The 17,213-nt window shown below is 31.3% G+C and carries 16 protein-coding genes; 1 reads left to right on the top strand and 15 read right to left on the bottom strand.

What is annotated here, in order from left to right; all coding sequences use genetic code 11:
- Positions 1-16 precede the first annotated feature (16 nt).
- The 7 genes from EAG11_RS22585 to EAG11_RS06845 form a co-directional block, all read right to left on the bottom strand.
- On the bottom strand, positions 17-247 hold the full coding sequence (locus EAG11_RS22585; protein WP_256387084.1) for a serine hydrolase: 231 nt from the start codon (positions 245-247) through the stop codon (positions 17-19).
- Between the two features lie 125 nt (positions 248-372).
- Positions 373-969: a hypothetical protein gene (locus tag EAG11_RS06870; protein WP_129538526.1), complete on the bottom strand. Its 597-nt coding sequence runs from the start codon at positions 967-969 to the stop codon at positions 373-375.
- Positions 966-1,301 carry a PadR family transcriptional regulator gene (locus EAG11_RS06865; protein ID WP_129538525.1) on the bottom strand — a complete coding sequence of 112 codons (336 nt, stop codon included), beginning with the start codon at positions 1,299-1,301 and terminating at the stop codon, positions 966-968. Before EAG11_RS06865 ends, EAG11_RS06870 begins: the two co-directional genes overlap by 4 nt.
- 136 nt (positions 1,302-1,437) lie before the next feature.
- The gene (gene abc-f, locus EAG11_RS06860) at positions 1,438-3,036 is read right to left on the bottom strand and encodes a ribosomal protection-like ABC-F family protein (RefSeq protein WP_129538524.1); all 1,599 of its coding nucleotides are present in this window, start codon (positions 3,034-3,036) and stop codon (positions 1,438-1,440) included.
- A gap of 283 nt (positions 3,037-3,319) precedes the next feature.
- Positions 3,320-3,745: a hypothetical protein gene (locus EAG11_RS06855; protein WP_129538523.1), complete on the bottom strand. Its 426-nt coding sequence runs from the start codon at positions 3,743-3,745 to the stop codon at positions 3,320-3,322.
- 4 nt (positions 3,746-3,749) lie between these two features.
- Entirely contained in the window at positions 3,750-4,445 is a 696-nt protein-coding gene (locus EAG11_RS06850) for a response regulator transcription factor (protein WP_129538522.1), read from the bottom strand.
- Positions 4,442-5,779 (bottom strand): sensor histidine kinase KdpD, encoded by a 1,338-nt coding sequence (locus EAG11_RS06845; protein WP_129538521.1) that lies wholly within the window; start codon positions 5,777-5,779, stop codon positions 4,442-4,444. The genes EAG11_RS06850 and EAG11_RS06845 overlap by 4 nt, the downstream gene beginning before the upstream one ends.
- A gap of 221 nt (positions 5,780-6,000) precedes the next feature.
- On the opposite strand from EAG11_RS06845, the gene EAG11_RS06840 reads away from it, so the two are divergent.
- Complete coding sequence (locus EAG11_RS06840; RefSeq protein ID WP_129538520.1) at positions 6,001-8,400, top strand: TonB-dependent receptor; 2,400 nt, start codon at positions 6,001-6,003, stop codon at positions 8,398-8,400.
- A 99-nt stretch (positions 8,401-8,499) separates the two neighbouring features.
- Here the strand turns inward: EAG11_RS06840 and EAG11_RS06835 are convergent, their stop codons facing one another.
- The 8 genes from EAG11_RS06835 to EAG11_RS06800 form a co-directional block, all read right to left on the bottom strand.
- Complete coding sequence (locus tag EAG11_RS06835) at positions 8,500-8,859, bottom strand: hypothetical protein (RefSeq protein WP_129538519.1); 360 nt, start codon at positions 8,857-8,859, stop codon at positions 8,500-8,502.
- A gap of 243 nt (positions 8,860-9,102) precedes the next feature.
- The gene (locus EAG11_RS06830; RefSeq protein WP_129538518.1) at positions 9,103-10,746 is read right to left on the bottom strand and encodes an FAD-dependent oxidoreductase; all 1,644 of its coding nucleotides are present in this window, start codon (positions 10,744-10,746) and stop codon (positions 9,103-9,105) included.
- Between the two features lie 39 nt (positions 10,747-10,785).
- Positions 10,786-12,753: a thiamine pyrophosphate-binding protein gene (locus EAG11_RS06825; RefSeq protein ID WP_129538517.1), complete on the bottom strand. Its 1,968-nt coding sequence runs from the start codon at positions 12,751-12,753 to the stop codon at positions 10,786-10,788.
- A 429-nt stretch (positions 12,754-13,182) separates the two neighbouring features.
- Positions 13,183-14,115: a transglutaminase gene (locus EAG11_RS06820; RefSeq protein WP_129541044.1), complete on the bottom strand. Its 933-nt coding sequence runs from the start codon at positions 14,113-14,115 to the stop codon at positions 13,183-13,185.
- Between the two features lie 19 nt (positions 14,116-14,134).
- The gene (locus EAG11_RS06815) at positions 14,135-14,986 is read right to left on the bottom strand and encodes a substrate-binding domain-containing protein (protein ID WP_129538516.1); all 852 of its coding nucleotides are present in this window, start codon (positions 14,984-14,986) and stop codon (positions 14,135-14,137) included.
- A 124-nt stretch (positions 14,987-15,110) separates the two neighbouring features.
- Positions 15,111-15,977: a nucleoside phosphorylase gene (locus EAG11_RS06810; RefSeq protein WP_129538515.1), complete on the bottom strand. Its 867-nt coding sequence runs from the start codon at positions 15,975-15,977 to the stop codon at positions 15,111-15,113.
- Positions 15,978-16,249: 272 nt separating this feature from the next.
- Positions 16,250-16,579: a translation initiation factor gene (locus EAG11_RS06805; RefSeq protein WP_129538514.1), complete on the bottom strand. Its 330-nt coding sequence runs from the start codon at positions 16,577-16,579 to the stop codon at positions 16,250-16,252.
- 148 nt (positions 16,580-16,727) lie between these two features.
- Positions 16,728-17,111, bottom strand: coding sequence for a GxxExxY protein (locus EAG11_RS06800; RefSeq protein WP_129538513.1), 384 nt, complete (start codon positions 17,109-17,111; stop codon positions 16,728-16,730).
- Positions 17,112-17,213 lie beyond the last annotated feature (102 nt).

The following is a 17,213-nucleotide window of genomic DNA, read 5'->3' as shown; positions in this document are numbered from 1 at the left end:
AATAAATTCTCAATAGTTATTTTTTAGAATTTTCAATTTGTGGATAATAAGCATCTAGAGTTTGACCTAATGTTAGTTTATTCTCTTCAATTGCTTTAAAAATCAATGAAGCCGTAAACATTTTAGATATAGAACCAATTTTGTATTTAGTCCCAACAGTTGCCTTTTTTAAATTTTCTACATCCGCATAACCTATGGCTTTAGTGTATAATAATTTTCCATTTTCTGAAACAGCTATGCTGCCCATGAATTTATCTTTTTTTCTAAAATCTGAAACAGACTATCTATTCTTTGATTATTGAGTGTTTGCGAGAAACAACTTGTAATGCTTACGATAAGCAGACTGGTAATTAGGATTCTTTTCATAGTGATTTATTTAGTATTGATTGATTTCTTGAATTTTAATAATAATGTAATTAAGAAGTAAAACAGTAGTATAGAAGCTAACATAACTGGAATAAATGCATTGCCTAATATTTCTGGAATTCCGTTTTGGTTTGCTTTATTACTGATTCCTAATACGAAAGAAGAACCCTCTTTATACCAGAATCCAACTTCAGAAGGATTATTTATTTTTGCAAAAATTAAGAACACAAAAACAAATAATAAAAGATATAAAATAAAAAAGATGATATAAGAAAAACCATTGGTTACATTTAATAACAAAGCTCTGAAAACATGAATTGGATTAAATGTCTTAGTAGCTTGTTCAAGCTTTTTATCAGCAATAAGTGGTTTTAAAACTTCTTCTGGAATACCTAGTTTTTCGATGACATCTAATAATACATCAATTTCATTAAGTCCGTTTTTATGTTGAAGCGCTTCAAATATATGACTATTAAATTCCATGTAAATATCTTGTTTGTCATCTTTAGATAAGATATCTGTAACCTTTAAAATACGCTTCATATAATCGTTATAAACTCTTTTTGAAGCCTCTTGAGTAAATTTTATTTCTTTTGTTTTCATTTGATTATTTTTTGAATGGCATTTTCTAAATTTTTCCAATACTCATTCATATGAACAAGTGTTTTTATTCCTGTAGGAGTTAGAGAATAATATTTTCTAGGAATTCCAGTTTCTTGTTCTACCCATTTAGAGTCAACCAAATTTTCAGTTTTTAACCTATTCATCAGCGGATACAAGGTCCCTTCAGCAATCTCTATTTCGGTATGTTGCTTTATTTGTTCTATAAGCTCATAACCATAATACTCATTTTCTTTGAGTACATTAAGAATGATAAAAGTAAGTGTCCCTTTTTTTACCTGCGATTTCCAGTTTGTAACAAAAGTTTCATTCATAATAAAATTTTATTTGTTAAGACAAATATATAGCAAAATACATAGCTATACAATGTATGTAACTAAAAAAATGAATGTATTTCACAATACATTCATTTTTAGATAGATATAAATTAAATTACCAAAACCAAATAACTTATAATGAATTTTTCAATAGAATGGTTCGTTCTATATTTATCTGTTCCAAAAAGTATTCGTCATGTGAAATAACGATTAGGGTTCCTTTAAATTCATTAATTGCTGTAGTTAATATTTCGATGTTTTGTATATCGAGATTATTAGTTGGTTCGTCTAGAATTATAATATCTGGAGACTGGTTATCTATGGTTATGCAACAAAGCATCAAACGCATTCTTTCACCACCACTTAGTACATTGCAAGGTTTATCCCAATCTTCTCTGGTAAATAAGAAACGGTTGAGCCTCATCTTGATATCATGTTCTTGTAATGCCGTGGTATTAAATTCTTGTGCCTGATCGTACACTTTAAGCTTGCTGTTTATAATAGAATAATCCTGATCGATATAAACTGATTTATTCTCTGCACGAGATACGACACCGACTATGGGTTCTAATTTTCCGAGTATAATTTTTATCAAAGTAGTTTTTCCTGAACCATTTACACCTTTTAATGCAATGCGTTCGCCACTTGTGATTTGGATATCTAGGTTTTGTCTCCAAAGAAATTCATCATCATAACAATAATTGATATCTTTAGCATTAAATAGTATTTTACCCTTGTGCAATAATGAATTATCAAAACCAAATTTCATTTTATCAATATCTGGTAAGGCTAAGCGTAATTCTTGTAACTCTTGCGAAATACCATTAATCTTTTCGTTGTGCATATCTTTTATTTTTGATGTGCTATTCTCGGCATTATTCCTTAAGGTATTTATCATTATTCGGGCTACACCAGCTTTTTCCTGTTTCTTTTTCCCGCGTGCATCAAGTTTTTGTTGACGTTCCAGAATTTCACGTTCTTTTTCTTTGGCTTTACGCAATGCTTTTTCTTTATTGTGTAGATCCTGATTAAGTGCATTTTGTTCTATCTCCTTTTGCTCAGCATAAAAATCATAATTGCCACCATAAACACTAATCCCTCGCTTACTTAGTTCAAAAACAGTGCTTAAAATATTTAGTAGCTTTCTGTCGTGACTTACAATAATTAAAGCACATGGTGTAGATTGGATAAATTCATATAATAATTGCCTAGCGGCATTATCAAGATGATTACTTGGTTCGTCTAAAAGAACCATTTCTGGCTGATGAATAGAAATACCGGCAAGAAAAACCTTTGTCTTTTGTCCTCCGCTTAAAGTTTCTAGCTTTTGTGATAAATCCAAGTCTGTTAATTGCCAATATTTTAAAGTAGTATTACAACGTTCCTCTATTGTCCAATCATCATTTAATACATTAAGATTCGTTTCGGTTACATTGCCATTTAGTATTTCTTTAAGGGCATTGAGTTTATCTTCAATTTGTAATGCCTGAGCAATGGTAAAATGATTATATTGACCAAATACTTGTGGTATATAATAAGGCTCGGAGCTACAACTAACTCGTCCATTAGATGGTTGCAATTCACCAGCAATGATTTTGAGTAAAGTCGATTTTCCAATACCATTGTTGCCTATTAAGGCTATTTTTTCGTTAGTATTGACAGTAAAACTAATGTTGTCAAATAACAATTCCTTGTTCGGATGTGTATATGAGATGTTTTGTAGAATAAGCATAATTTCTTTCTTGTAAGATGAATAAATTGAGTAAACTACATTTGTAGCTTACCTTCTTGATTGTCCGAAAGAAATTATTTTTCACATAAATTGTTACGTTTTTTTAGAGGTAGCAAAGATACATTTTTTTCTTAAATTAGTGTTTCTGTTCTGAATCAAACAAAGAAAAGCTCCTAAATTTCTTAAAAAGCAATTGTAGATTTTTTTAATCATAAAGAATTAATAATCTAAAATAAAAGGGTAGAAGAGAGGCTATTTTGGATAAATAAAATCTTTAAATAAACTATTTTTTATTAGAAATTACTGTTTTAAGTGACTCTCCTAAATTTTTAAATTTATTAAAGGTTCCATTAGAAATCAGATCCTTTTCTATACTTATTTTTAATTGATTATCAGTAACTACAAAAGAGAAGGCTACTTCACCATTTTCTTCTTTAATCCATTTAAAAGTTTTACCCAAAACACTTCTGTATTCGTCATCGATATTATCGGATAATAATTTTATAATTTCGTCTTTTTTATCCGAAGTAAATTTAGCTCTTAAACTATAAAAAGTTTCTGAATCATTGACAGATATTGAACTGTGCTCTCTTTCAACTCCATCAATTTTAGTTATTGAGGAAGAGGAACTACTACTTGTTGTTTTAGATTGTGCATTTATTATAAAAGAACAAAGCATAAACACTAACACAAAAATTATTTTTATCATTTTATTAATTATTTGATTTAACATTAAATTCAAGACCAATTCCGCGAATACTCAAAATAGAAATAGAGGTATCTTCTTTAAAATACTTTCTTAAGCGACTGATAAATACATCCATACTTCTGCCCAAAAAGAAATCATCATTACCCCATATTTCTTTTAATATATCTTCTCTTTTTAAAAGTTTGTTTCTGTTATTATATAAATACTGTATTAAATGTGCCTCACGTTCAGTAATTCGGTGAGTTGCTTTTTTATGAGTTAGCATAAAGTTTTCAATATCAAACATATAATCTCCTATAGCCATTTGTTTAACTGATGCTTTTATTATAGGAGCTTTATTAATACGTTTCAGAATATTGGTAATTCGCAAAATAAGTTCATCTACTTCAAATGGTTTCACTACATAATCATCTGCACCAAGCTTGAGTCCCCTTATTTTATCTTCTTTTAACCCTTTTGCTGTAAGAAAAACAATTGGTACCTCAGGATGAGATTCAATTATCTTTTCGGCTAAGGTAAATCCATCCATATTGGGCATCATAACATCAAGCACGCATATATCTGGTTTTATTGTAGAAAACAGGGCATAGGCTTCAATTCCATCTTTAGCCCAACTAACCTTAAAACCAGATATTTCTAAAAATTGCTTTAAAATAAAAGCATAATCTAAATCATCTTCGGCTAATAAAATATGTATCATTGTAATGGGATTGAAATTAATAATGATGTCCCTTTATTTTCTACACTTTTTACAGTTATAGTCCCTTTATAGCTTTCTACAATTTGCTTTACATAAAATAACCCTAGACCAAGTCCTTTTGTATTGTGAATATTATCTTTTTCTATTCGATAGAACTTTTCAAAAATATTTTTTTGTTCACTTTGAGGAATTCCTCTACCATTGTCTTCTATTGACAGCATCGCGAAAGCTTCTGATTGATTGCAAGTTACTGTGATTTCATTTGCACCGTATTTGATTGCATTATCTAATAAATTTATTAATATCGTATTCAGATGAAATTGATTTATAGGTATTTGTACTGCCGTTTCAACAGAATAGCTAATTGTAATATTAGGGTACGATAATCTAAAATCAGCTATTATTTCCTCAATTTCCTTGCTGCTTACTATATTATTATTAATAACCATTTCTTGTGAACTAAGTGAAACTCTTGCAACCTGGCTGAATATAGATTGTAAACGTTGATTTTGCCTTTTTATAATCGCAATAGTGTTTTTATGCTGCTCTTCAGTAATAGATTCCAATTCAAACGTCTTTACTGCTATATCCATTGCTGCAAGTGGTGTATTGAATTCATGAGTAATATTATTTATAAAATCCGTTTTAATATCGGCTATCTTTTTCTGAGTAATTAAATTTCTAATAGATAAATAAAATAAGATTATGACAAATGTTATTAGTAGAACGGAAAACACCAATAATCCTATCATTTCTTGTAAAATTATTTTCTGCAGGCTCTCAAAACTGTAATTACGTCCTGACTGTATTTCGATATCATAGGTATCCCGATCTTCCTTACTGCTAGGACTGATTTTTGTTTTCCATATTCCCGTGGCAAGAGAAAACTCATCTCGACTTTTTATATTATTACTTAATACTAATTGTTTCCCTAAATAAACAGTGTCTTTTTTTGTTCCTTCATTGTCAAATATTGCAGTTATATATATAGAATATCCTATTTTATGTTTAAAATTTACTTTTTTATCCATAATAGATGAAAGCGCAACCGAAAGAGAATCTCTATTTTTCTTGATATAATCAAAATAATCCTGCTTAGAATTTTTATTGCCTTTATGTGCTTTTACAAAATCTCTCGATTTCTCCATGCAGGCATCTTCAATTGCTATAAATTCGGGATCATCTTCAAACGCTAACAATTGCTTTCTTATCACATCCTTAACCTCTTTTTTCTTCAGCTCGTAGGTATTACAAATGAAATAACCTTGAATGCAAGTCAATGCAACAACAGTAAGAATACATCCTGTGATTAGTAGTATTATTTTTCTTTTCATAGAAACAAAGCTAAAATATTATACCGTTTAAAAATAAATAAGTATGCCTATTAACCCTTCATTAACCAAACTTTATAAATATACTGTACTAGTTGTTGATTGGATATCACTTTTTAAGCAGGAACATCATTAATCCAAAAATAACATTAACCCATCGTTAACCAAGCGTTAACCCGAGCGACAAGGTACTTTGCTGAAATTTGTCCAAAACAAAAAATGTTATGAAAAAAGTTATTTTCTTATTGTGTCTTATTCCCTTCATGAGTTTTGCTCAAAATATAAAAGTTTCAGGAATCATAAAGGACTCTGATAAGCTACCAATTGCATTTGCAGATGTAAAATTATTAAATTCATTAGATTCTTTAGTCTATCGAAATACGACTGCAGATAACATGGGGTTATTTAAGTTCGAAAATGTTGCAAAAGGCGAATACATTTTAAAGATAAGTGCCTCTGGTTATACTGCTTATTATACCGATTTTACGCTTAATAAAGATAAAGAATTTGCAGGAATTGCAATGATAAAAAAAGCTGAAGCACTGGATGATGTCGTAATTACTAATAAAAAGCCTGTTATAAAACGAAAGATAGATCGCATAGAATTCAATGTAGAAAATTCTGTACTATCGAATACAAATGCATGGGAAATATTAAAAAGTACACCTGGAGTTACAGCTTCAAATAATGGAGCAATTGCCGTAAGAGGCAGTAGCGGAATTTTGGTTACTATCAATGATAAAAAAGTATATTTAAGCGGAGAAGAATTAAAACAATTGCTTGAAAATACAAATGGAGATACTGTAAAATCTGTAGAAGTTATAACAAACCCTCCTGCTAAATATGATGCACAGGGAAGTACTGTTTTAAATATAAAAATCAAACAAAATAATCAAAATGGATATAAAGGAACTATTAGTACAGCTTATGTGCAAACGGCGTATCCAAAAGGCGTCATGTCCACAAGTCAATATTACAAAACTAAAAAACTGGCACTATCAGGAAACTATAGCTTTGGAACAGGAATTTATTACAGAGAAGGAGCAGATATAGTTTATTATAAAGACAATCAGGATCAGGTAACCTCAATTTGGGAAAGCATATTAAATCGTAAGAACAAATCATTATCGCAAAACACGTATCGTTTAACTGCCGAGTATGAAATAGATAGTATTAATACGTTAACTCTTGGTACCAATGGTTTTATTAGCCTTAACAACCACGGAGAATACAATGTTCCAACTTATATTTATGATGCTAACAGGCAAATTGATTCACTTTATACAACGCAAAACAAAAGAAAAAACCCAACAAGGACAAATGCGTACAATGCTTCTTTTGAACATAAGTTTTCGGAAAAACAGTCAATCGTTATATCTTCTGATTATACGAAGTATTTCAAGAATGAAAATCAAGATATATATTCTGTATTTTCATTACCTCAAAGCGGGCCTTATCGCGATACTCGCTTTGTAAGTGATAATACACAAAAAATTGGATTGTTTTCTATACAAGCAGATTATAACAATGAAATAGGAGAGGCTAAAATCGAAGCAGGAATTAAATTCGGAAACGTAAATGCCAATAGTAATTTGGATTATCGAGACGATATAGCTGGAGAATTACAACTGAACCGAAACAGAAGCAGTCAATTTTTATATGATGAAAATATTTATGCTGGCTACTTAAGTCTTAGTAAAGAAATTGGCAAATGGAGTTTAAAAGCTGGATTACGATCAGAATATACAGAACTGGAAGGGAACTTATTAACTAGTAATGAAGTTAATACACAGCATTATTTTAAACTATTTCCAACACTATACGCTTTATATAAACTTACAGAAGCTCATGAAATTGGAATATCTTACGGTAAACGGATCAATAGACCCCAATATAGCGCTTTAAATCCATTTCGGTCCTATTATAATTCTTACTCTTATTACACAGGTGATCCAAAATTACAACCCGAAATTGTTCATAATATTAGTTTGCAATACACCCTAAAAAGCAAATATAATTTTGATTTATATTATCGTAATTCGATAGATCCATCAATGGAAATTTCCTTTCAGGATTACGAAACAAACACTGTAATATATCGTCATACCAATATTGAGAGAAAAATAGGTTACGGATTGGATTTTAGTGCAAATCAGGAGATATTTCCTTGGTGGCAATTTATATTTTCAAACGGAATAAGTTATTCAAAAGATACTTTTCAGGGAGGTGACGGTAATTTGTACCACAACAATATCTGGTCTTATAACAATAACATCAACAACCGATTTACCTTGAATAAAAAGAAAGAGTTAAGCATGGAATTAAATTGGTCGTATGATTCCCCTTCAGTGCAAGGAACTTTTACAGTAACTGGGTCATCTAGTCTTTCAATGGGAATTTATAAGAAAGTTTTCAATAATAACGGGCAAGTAGCAATCCTTTTTTCAGATATATATAAAGGGCAGAAAGTACGCGTTACTACAAATTATGCGAATCAATACAATTATTTTGATGATTACGGTGATACACAAAGCGTACGTATATCTTTTAAATACAATCTTGGAAATCAAAAATTAAAGAACAAGAATAACAAAGAAAAAACAGAAGAACAACAAAGGCTTTAATTTATAAATCATAAATGTATCTAAGGTAAATTCTCACAGATTATAGATGCTAATAAAAAAACAAAGTTGCCCTAGAAAGGACAACTTTGTTTAACCGTTTTAGTTTTTATCCAGAGTGAGTATCATGTGCTCACCATCTAATACTAATTGTTCTTTATCAATAGTACTTGAAAATGGGTAAGGAGTACCTGTTTCGTCTTTTATAGTTAAACTTTTTCCACCTTCATTTAGTGCATAAGTTCCATTTAATTCAGCATCAAGAAATCCTGTTACTTTCCCATCTTTTGCAAATGTCAAATTTCCTTTAGATAGAATTACGTTTTTCATAGAATCAGAAAGTGTTTTCTTAGATTCTACATTGGTAACTTTCCAAGAGCTGATAAGTTTGTTTCTATCTTTCTGACAAGAAATAAATAATAATAAAGCAAATCCAAAGACAAATAGTTTAATTTTTTTCATGGTTTTTTGATTTAAGGTTAAGGATGAAAGTTACAAAAAAAATATATCCAAACAAATAGTAAAGCTTAAGATTACAAGATTAAAACTTCTAGTTATTAAATGGTTATGTTTACTGGAGCTTTGATAAATTTAGTTTGTGTTTTTTTTTTAAAACTTTATAAAATCACACAAATAAGAATGAATAAAAAAGCCCAATCTGATGCAGGATTGAGCTTTTTAATAGTCAAAATTTGTTGTCTTTTTTTATAAAATTGCTTCTTCTTTTACTGAGCTAGTACTTTCTACAGCAATGAATTTTTTAAGCATGATATCAGCAGTCTGTAAAGCGCCTTCAACCCATCCTTGAGCATCTGAATAAGCTTCTCCACAAATATATAATGCACAATTGTCTATTGGGTGAACAATTTTTTCTTTTACCTCCCAGCTTTTTACTCCAATATTCCAACTATTCCATCCTCCACCAAAAGGATCTTCTCCCCAGTCACGGAAAGAGGCACTTGTAACAGCTGGTGTATAATCGACATCATGAATTTGTTTTAATTGACGGCTTAATTCTTCTACCATTTTACGAGGAGCTTTGTAATCATGCCAACTTTGATTTAAAGCTTTACTCAAAAGTGGCTCTGTTTCGGCATATTCACCAATAAAAGGATCAGCTATTTCAGCATGCGAAAGCCCTTTTTTCCAAGCTTTTTTACGCTGTGGTCTAAGTCCATCCCAAAAACCAATATTAGAACCATCATCGTAACTCGCTAATAACATAGATTCTCCATTTACTGATGGATCTCCATTATTCTTTGGCCAGTAGTAGGTTTGTCTAATTGGCAAATCGGTGACAGTTCTTCCTGACTGTAAAGGAATGTATCCTGTTTTAGAATCAGTATAACCTGCATTTCTCCACCATGGACTTGAATAGGTTGTAAACACCTTAAATAATGGTCTTGGTGTTACACTGGCAATAAGCGATTGAATTTCTTGCAATTTTGGAGAAGTATTTGTCAATAAATCTAATGAGCGACGTGGCATTGCCAATATCAACTGTTTTGCCTCGATAATTGAACCATCTATACTAAGCTCAAATGCATTATTTTTGAATTCAAATCCTTCTAGTTTAGCATTTAATCTTACTTCGCCACCATCTTTCTCGAAGAAGTTTGCTAACGAAATTGGAACTTGTTGAAATCCATTTTTAAATCCTTTATAAACAGGTTTAATACCAAAATCAGACAGATACCATGGAATTGCATCTGCAGCATTCCAATTGACCAATGTTGAGTTGTATCCACCAGAATCAATACTAAATTGATATGCTTCTCCACTAATTACGCGGTAAAGCAGGTTCCAAAATCCTAAAGTATAAAGAGGAGCTCCTTCAAAAGTAGCTTCATGGCACATTTTCAAACGTTGTTCCTCTGTTAAATCAGTATTTGTAATACCCGGAACTATTTGTTCAATCGCATTTACAATGATTGTTCCTGATGTATTTCCTTTTTCTAAAAAAGATAATTTATACGGTACTTTATCAGGATCATTTGTAAAGTCAAATAAGCGCAGATGTTCCCCACGTAAATAAGCTATATTTTGTGGCTGATCTACTGGAAAATCATATAATTCTATTTGATCTTCACCTGATAATATTTCGTTTATATCTTGTATCAATTGTACAATTAATTTCTGAGTATTTTCGAGAATTCGCATTCCGCCTAATTCTGCCACCATATCTGGAATTCCAGGAGGAATTACTGATAACAAACGGCCTCCGATATGATCTCCTCCTTCAAAAAGAACAATGTTTTTGTTCGGATATTTTGTTTTAAGTTTCCATGCGCTATATACGCCAGAAACACCTCCACCAACTATGGCGATGTCAATTTTTTCGTTTTCCATTTTTTTTATATTTATGCTGCCTTTGCAACGATTATTTCTTTAAAAAAGACAGGGTAGATTAAAACTTACATTTTCATTTACTGAGAATTCACCTGTTTTAAGTGATCCATTTTTTACAGATGATTTTTTCATCAATGTATCTTGATAAAAAATATTTAGTGGTGGTTGTAATGCATATCGCTTATCAACGGTAAAAGTGTCACCGTTTGATTTTATTACTAATGGTGGCGTATTCGAAGCAATACGCATATCTAAGATATAAGAAGTCTCTGTATTTAGAACATGGTTTATCCCTCTTTCAACAGCTTCTTTTACCTTATCTGCTGTAAGCACAATTTCTCCGTGTTCACCACCAAATGCTTTTGCTAAACTTACAAAGTCTAATTTAGGTCTTTCCAATTTTAAATAATCAGGATCCATTGTTTTTGGTTTCCAGCCATAACCTGGAGCATTTCCATAAGCTGCTACAACTTGTTGCAAGCCTAATTGTAAGGTATGATATTCCTGATTATTAGTAATGATATATAAAATTGGTAATTTTTCGTGGGCTGCTGTCCACCAAGTTTGTGGATAAAATAAAGAAGATCCATCTCCTACAGCATTGATAACTAATTTGGTCCCTATACCTTGTGAAGTTTTATTTTCCAATTTAATTCCTAGTGAAGCTGGCATTGACCATCCTAAAGAGCCACCTGCAACGCAATAATAGCTAATAGGTTTTGCTCCATTAGTTCCTAAAGGAAGATAATATTGAAATGGAGCTCCATCCGATACAGCCTCATGCACATATACATAATTATTGACTAACTTGCGGGATTCTATAGCTTCTTTTAATGCTTTTGCTATTACAACTGCCCAAATATCAGGCTCTTTCATAGCGTTTTTATAATAAACATCCCATTGCTTAGCACGAGAAACATCCAGTGCCTTCAACTTTTTGTTTCTTATATCAACACCTTTAGGCTTTTGTTGCTTTATATATTTATTCAACAAAGGCAATGTCGATTTTATATCTCCTAAAATAGCCGTTTCTCCATAAAAATTCTTGGCTATATCCCAAGTATTGTTAGTGAGATAAGCCAATTTTACATCTTCAGGAATGAGTGCTCCATCTGAATATTTAAATACAGCAACTTGAGCCTGAGCTCCAAAACCTATCAAAAAGGCAACATCATGGTCTTTAAAAACTCCTTGAACACCTGCTTGACTTCCAGGCAGTTCTCCTTGCCAATGACAATCATTGTTAGGAAAATTAGCAACACTACTAAACGATTGTAAAACGACAGGAGCACCGATTAATTCTGCTAATTGTTGTATTTCTGTCCATGCATCTGCATAACCGACAGCATCACCAGCCACAATAAGTGGATTTTTAGCATTAGCCAATAAACTAGCTGTTTCTTTGATAGATCCTTCATCACCTGTAAAATGGGGAGAAATGCGAGTAACTCCCTTTATTTTTTGGTTTTCCTCAATAGCTACCATTGTAAATTCCCATGGAATAGAAATAAATACAGGCCCATTTGGCGGTGCCATAGCTTCCTTAAAAGCTCTCTGCAATACTAGCGGCATTTCCTCAGCTGTACGAACTTCATGTGCCCATTTAGTATATTGTTTAGCCAAATCTACTAAGTTTGATGCTAATAATGGTTCCTGAGTAACTAATTCATTTTGTTGTTGACAACAAAGAATCACCAACGGCATTTGCGAACGATGTGCGTTAAAAAGATTACCAATACTATGTGCAATTCCAGGTGTTACGTGTACAATAAGAACTCCAGGTTTTCCTGTCATTCGGGCAGAACCCATAGCAGCACCAATAGCAATATTTTCATGTAAGCATTCAATATACTTAACTCCATTATCAGGATAAGATGTTCCGTCTATTAGTGGGATTTCGTTGGTTCCGGGGACACCAAATATATATTGGATTCCTAAATCTTTTAAAATATCAAATAGGTAATCTCTTGTCCAACGAGTAGGTGGGGCAATAACTTCTTTTTTCATGTCTTTAGATTTTGAGGGGGCAATTATTACGCTAAATGTGTAATAACTCTATCAAAGGTAAAAACAAGCTATTATAAAAAATAAGTATAAATACGTGTTTTATAAAACATTACAAAATAAAAACATTGTCCAGATAGAAATAATTTCTTCTATTTTGATCATTTAACAAATATAAAAGATAGAGTAGAAAACAGGAAATAACTCCTTATTCTTCGACTCCACCAGACAAAATGAAGGTAGAAAGGATTAAGTTTTTTTTACCATTAAGACATTAAGACAAATTAAGTTTAATGCCACATATTAAAAGAATTAGAAGGATTTTTAGTAAATAGAGTATTTACTCTATTAGTTTTGTCACAATCTTGTTTCTCTGAAAAGAGTCGAAGAATTGTAGCGCTTCGACTCCGAAGAATGACAGATTGCATGATTTTATCTTAGGGTAAGTGCACCCAGAATTTCTTCGGACATAAATGGGCCTCCAGGATATTTTGCTGTATAGTCAAGATTTAACCATACTTGTCCACGCTCATCAATATGATAATGTAGGGTTTTATTATAGCTCTCTTTTACAAATAGAACATTTTTAACTAGATAGTTTACTTTTTCTAAATCAAGAAGAGATCCAATTAATATTTCTGGATAAATGTGTCCTTTGGTATGAATAAGTCTTGGCGTACCACCAATAGAGCGTATTGCTGCGGCCATTAAAATAGAATGATCATCGCAATCACCTGAGAAATACATTAACGATTCACTTGCCGTAGCTATATAATCGCCTTCTTTAGGATCATTAACATAATTCCATCGACTATTAATTTCTTTAAAAACGGCAAAACATTGTATTATGGTTCTGTAGTCTGAATATCCTTTTACATTTTTAAAATGCTTGGTTGTTGCCATTATAGCAAAATTCCTCACCTTAGGATTTTGATATTCAATTGCGTTAATAATTTTTGATTTATTGGGAAATGGAAGCAATTTAGCGACAATAATATCTTGTGGATATGGATTATCAGACATCGTGTAGATAATAGCATTATAGTCTTCAGCAACTTCGCTAAAGCCATAATTCCCCAAAGCGGTTCCGTAAAATAAAACTAAGAGATATAAAACGATACAAATAATGATAATCGTTTTTAATTTCATTAAAAGAAAATAGAGTCCAACAAGGACAAAAATAAAAAGTAAAACCCGATCAAAATTAAAAGGCCAATTAAGATCTATCAAATTTTGGTGCATTATGATAAAAGTAGGAAGAGTGATTAAAAAACTCAATAGCATAATGATAACCTCATTCCATGGTGATTTTACCTGAAGGCTGCTTTTAAGTTTATTAAAGTCAATTTTTTTATTTTTTATCATAATGCCCAAAAAGCAAATTTTAAAGAAATTTTACTGTTTCTACAAAAGTACTTTTTTTATCAATAATACCCAGTTCAAATAACTGATTTTGGATTTTATTAAATGTTTTCTCATTCAATGGTTTTTGCGACCATTGCGTCAATTTTAACCATTCCTGAATATCTTCAACCTTTTGTTTAAATGACTCCGATAAAGTTCTGTCAATGCTCGGAATAGATTTAAAATCTTCGGTTGTAGCATTAATGATTTCAAGAATTGAAGTAATTATATTTGGGTCATTTTTTAATACTTCATCTCGAACAGCAATTACAAATGATGGCCATGGAGTAGGGCAGTCTGTGATACGTCTGAAAATTCCTTTGTCAACCAGTGGTTTTGTCATAAAACGTTCCCACATAAAATAATCCGCAGTTTTGTTAGTCAAAGCTTCGACAGCACCATCAATAGTATTTACGATTTCAAATTCTAGATTATCTGTTTTCCAGCCCTGATTGTTTGCATTTACATAAGCCATTAATTGGGAACCTGAACCTAGACGTGAAATAGCTACTTTTTTGTTTTCTAAATCTTCTATGATTTTGTACTCAGATTCTGCGGCAACATGAATTCCCCAAATTAAAGGTGATTGCACATACACCTGTACAATTTTACTTGGATTACCAGCCACAATATCTTTTACAATTCCTTCTGTCAATATTACAGCGATATCAGTTTCACCATCTCGAAGCATTTGGCACATTTTTCCAGTTCCTTCAGGAACATCGGTCCATTGTAAATCGATTCCTTCAGCTTCAAATTCTCCATTTTCAATGCATAAATGCCATGGTAAATTAAAATGTTCCGGAACACCAGCTATTTTTATAGTTTTCATTATTAGATTTCTTTGGTAATTAGATTTTAGACTTATTAGAAAATATAATTTTTAGACTTCTTAGACTACTTGGTTTGAATTTTACACATGAAGTCTAAGAAATCTAAAATCTAAGATGCCTAAATTATCCAACAATTTTATTCAATGTATATTTAATCAATTCATCAACAGCTTTATATGGGTCTTCGCTGAAAGTTCCCGAAGCGCGATTAGCAATAATAGCATTTAGTGATAAAGCATTATGACCTAATAATGCCGAAAGCCCATAAATAGCTGCTGTTTCCATTTCTAGATTTGTAATTCGATTATCATTAAACGTAAAATTATCCATTTTAGCATTTAATTCTTCATCTTGAATGTTTAAACGTAAAACACGCCCTTGTGGACCATAAAAACCTCCTGCAGTTGCAGTGATTCCTTTGTGTATCTTGTCACTCTCGATAAGTTTTTCTAGTTTCTCAGAACATGCAATCACATACGGTTTTCCTTTACGAATGTCCCAATTGGTATGATTTATAAAAGCTTCTTCCATAGCAGCATTTGAAACTTCATCAATTAAATAAGAGCGAAGCATATTATCAAGTCCTAGACCAAATGTTGACATTACAAAGCTATCTACAGGAATATCAGCTTGTAACGAACCTGAAGTTCCAATTCTAATAATATTTAATGAAGTTAGGTTTTCTTTTGGTTTACGAGTTTCTAAATCAATGTTCACCAAAGCATCTAGCTCATTAACAACAATATCTATATTGTCTGGACCAATACCTGTTGACATTACAGTAATTCTTTTCCCTTTATAGATTCCGGTTTGTGTTTTAAATTCTCTTTTTTGAGTAGAAAACTCGATGCTGTCAAAAAACTGAGTGATTTTTTCAACACGATTTTGATCACCTACAAAAATAATGTCATGAGCAATATTTTCTGGAAGAAGATTCAAATGATAGACGCTTCCGTCTGGATTTAGTATTAATTCTGATGATTGTATCATTGTTTTATTTTTAAAGGTTCAAAGAGGCAAAGGTTCTGAGATTCTAAGGTTTTTTATAGAATCGCATAAACCATATGTTTTTTGTTTTTTTGTTCTGTAGAGGCGCACCGCAGTGCGTCTTTTCCTGTATCTTTTCCTGTGTTTTTTGTGATTTAACCGCAAAGGTCGCAAAGGTTTCATTCTAGATCTTTATAAACGCAAGGTTCGCAAAGAAAAATTTTAAGCTTAAAGTTATGTAATTGAAAACCAAAACTGATTACGTGTACTAAACTCTAGCCTCCCACACGTTTTACTTTAAAACCTTTTGCTTTTAGTATTTCCATTATTTTATCGCGGTAATCACCTTGTATAATAATAGAATCGTCTTTAAAAGTTCCGCCAACACTTAATTTGGTTTTAATTTCTTTCGCTAGGATTTTAAAATCTTCATCGGTTCCTTCATAACCTTCGATAATTGTAGTGGCTTTCCCTTTTCGTTTTTCGTATTTACAAATCATTGGTTCTTTTTGGATAAAAAGCGTATGATCTTCTGGAATCACAATTTCGTCAGGAGATACTTCGTGATCTGGGAAAAGATTTTTTAGTTGGTCTTGTAAGTCCATTTGTATTGTATTTTTATTTTGACTGCAAATAGTAATATTTTAAATACTACTCTATATTTTTGAACGCGGATGACGCGGATTTTATTTTTTGGCCCTCTAGTTTTACGTGTTTGGTGTTTTAGACGCTGATTAAACAGAAACAGATTCTTTATTTTCGATTGTTTTGATATACTTTTCTAATGAATTCGGGTTTTTTTCCAAAATTTAAAAGAAGTCCAACTTCACAGTGCGTTGCTTTTAAATAATTTATTAATTGAAATTCATTTGCTTCTACTAAATATTCTTGCGCTTTTAATTCTAATATCACTAAATCATTTACAACTATGTCAGCTATATAATCTCCAACCACAATTTCTTTATAATAAACTTTTATTTTCTTTTGTGTCTCTACTTTAAAACCATTTAATTTAAGTTCATAGAATAAAGAATTCTGATATACTCTTTCAAGGAACCCATAGCCCAGTTCATTATAAACATCAAAAAAAACTTTTAAAATTGATTTTGTTAATTCTCTATGTAAAATGCTACTCATAATATATTTTTAAATACTGATATTACGAAATTTTTCTCTATTCTGAAAACTTTAAAAAATCCGCGTCATCCGCGTTCAATATTTTACATCGCGCAACTAATT

Origin of the sequence: Flavobacterium sp. 140616W15 (assembly GCF_003668995.1) — a bacterium.
GTDB lineage: Bacteria > Bacteroidota > Bacteroidia > Flavobacteriales > Flavobacteriaceae > Flavobacterium.
This window is presented reverse-complemented; position numbering and strand designations above follow the sequence as displayed.

Coding starts and splice junctions, on each gene's coding strand:
- EAG11_RS06865 (WP_129538525.1), bottom strand. CDS start 1,301: ATGAATGAAACTTTTGTTACAAACTGGAAATCGCAGGTAAAAAAAGGG.
- EAG11_RS06800 (WP_129538513.1), bottom strand. CDS start 17,111: ATGAGTAGCATTTTACATAGAGAATTAACAAAATCAATTTTAAAAGTT.
- EAG11_RS06870 (WP_129538526.1), bottom strand. CDS start 969: ATGAAAACAAAAGAAATAAAATTTACTCAAGAGGCTTCAAAAAGAGTT.
- EAG11_RS06805 (WP_129538514.1), bottom strand. CDS start 16,579: ATGGACTTACAAGACCAACTAAAAAATCTTTTCCCAGATCACGAAGTA.
- EAG11_RS06830 (WP_129538518.1), bottom strand. CDS start 10,746: ATGGAAAACGAAAAAATTGACATCGCCATAGTTGGTGGAGGTGTTTCT.
- abc-f (WP_129538524.1), bottom strand. CDS start 3,036: ATGCTTATTCTACAAAACATCTCATATACACATCCGAACAAGGAATTG.
- EAG11_RS06850 (WP_129538522.1), bottom strand. CDS start 4,445: ATGATACATATTTTATTAGCCGAAGATGATTTAGATTATGCTTTTATT.
- EAG11_RS06815 (WP_129538516.1), bottom strand. CDS start 14,986: ATGAAAACTATAAAAATAGCTGGTGTTCCGGAACATTTTAATTTACCA.
- EAG11_RS06840 (WP_129538520.1), top strand. CDS start 6,001: ATGAAAAAAGTTATTTTCTTATTGTGTCTTATTCCCTTCATGAGTTTT.
- EAG11_RS06845 (WP_129538521.1), bottom strand. CDS start 5,779: ATGAAAAGAAAAATAATACTACTAATCACAGGATGTATTCTTACTGTT.
- EAG11_RS06820 (WP_129541044.1), bottom strand. CDS start 14,115: ATGATAAAAAATAAAAAAATTGACTTTAATAAACTTAAAAGCAGCCTT.
- EAG11_RS06835 (WP_129538519.1), bottom strand. CDS start 8,859: ATGAAAAAAATTAAACTATTTGTCTTTGGATTTGCTTTATTATTATTT.
- EAG11_RS22585 (WP_256387084.1), bottom strand. CDS start 247: ATGGGCAGCATAGCTGTTTCAGAAAATGGAAAATTATTATACACTAAA.
- EAG11_RS06855 (WP_129538523.1), bottom strand. CDS start 3,745: ATGATAAAAATAATTTTTGTGTTAGTGTTTATGCTTTGTTCTTTTATA.
- EAG11_RS06825 (WP_129538517.1), bottom strand. CDS start 12,753: ATGAAAAAAGAAGTTATTGCCCCACCTACTCGTTGGACAAGAGATTAC.
- EAG11_RS06810 (WP_129538515.1), bottom strand. CDS start 15,977: ATGATACAATCATCAGAATTAATACTAAATCCAGACGGAAGCGTCTAT.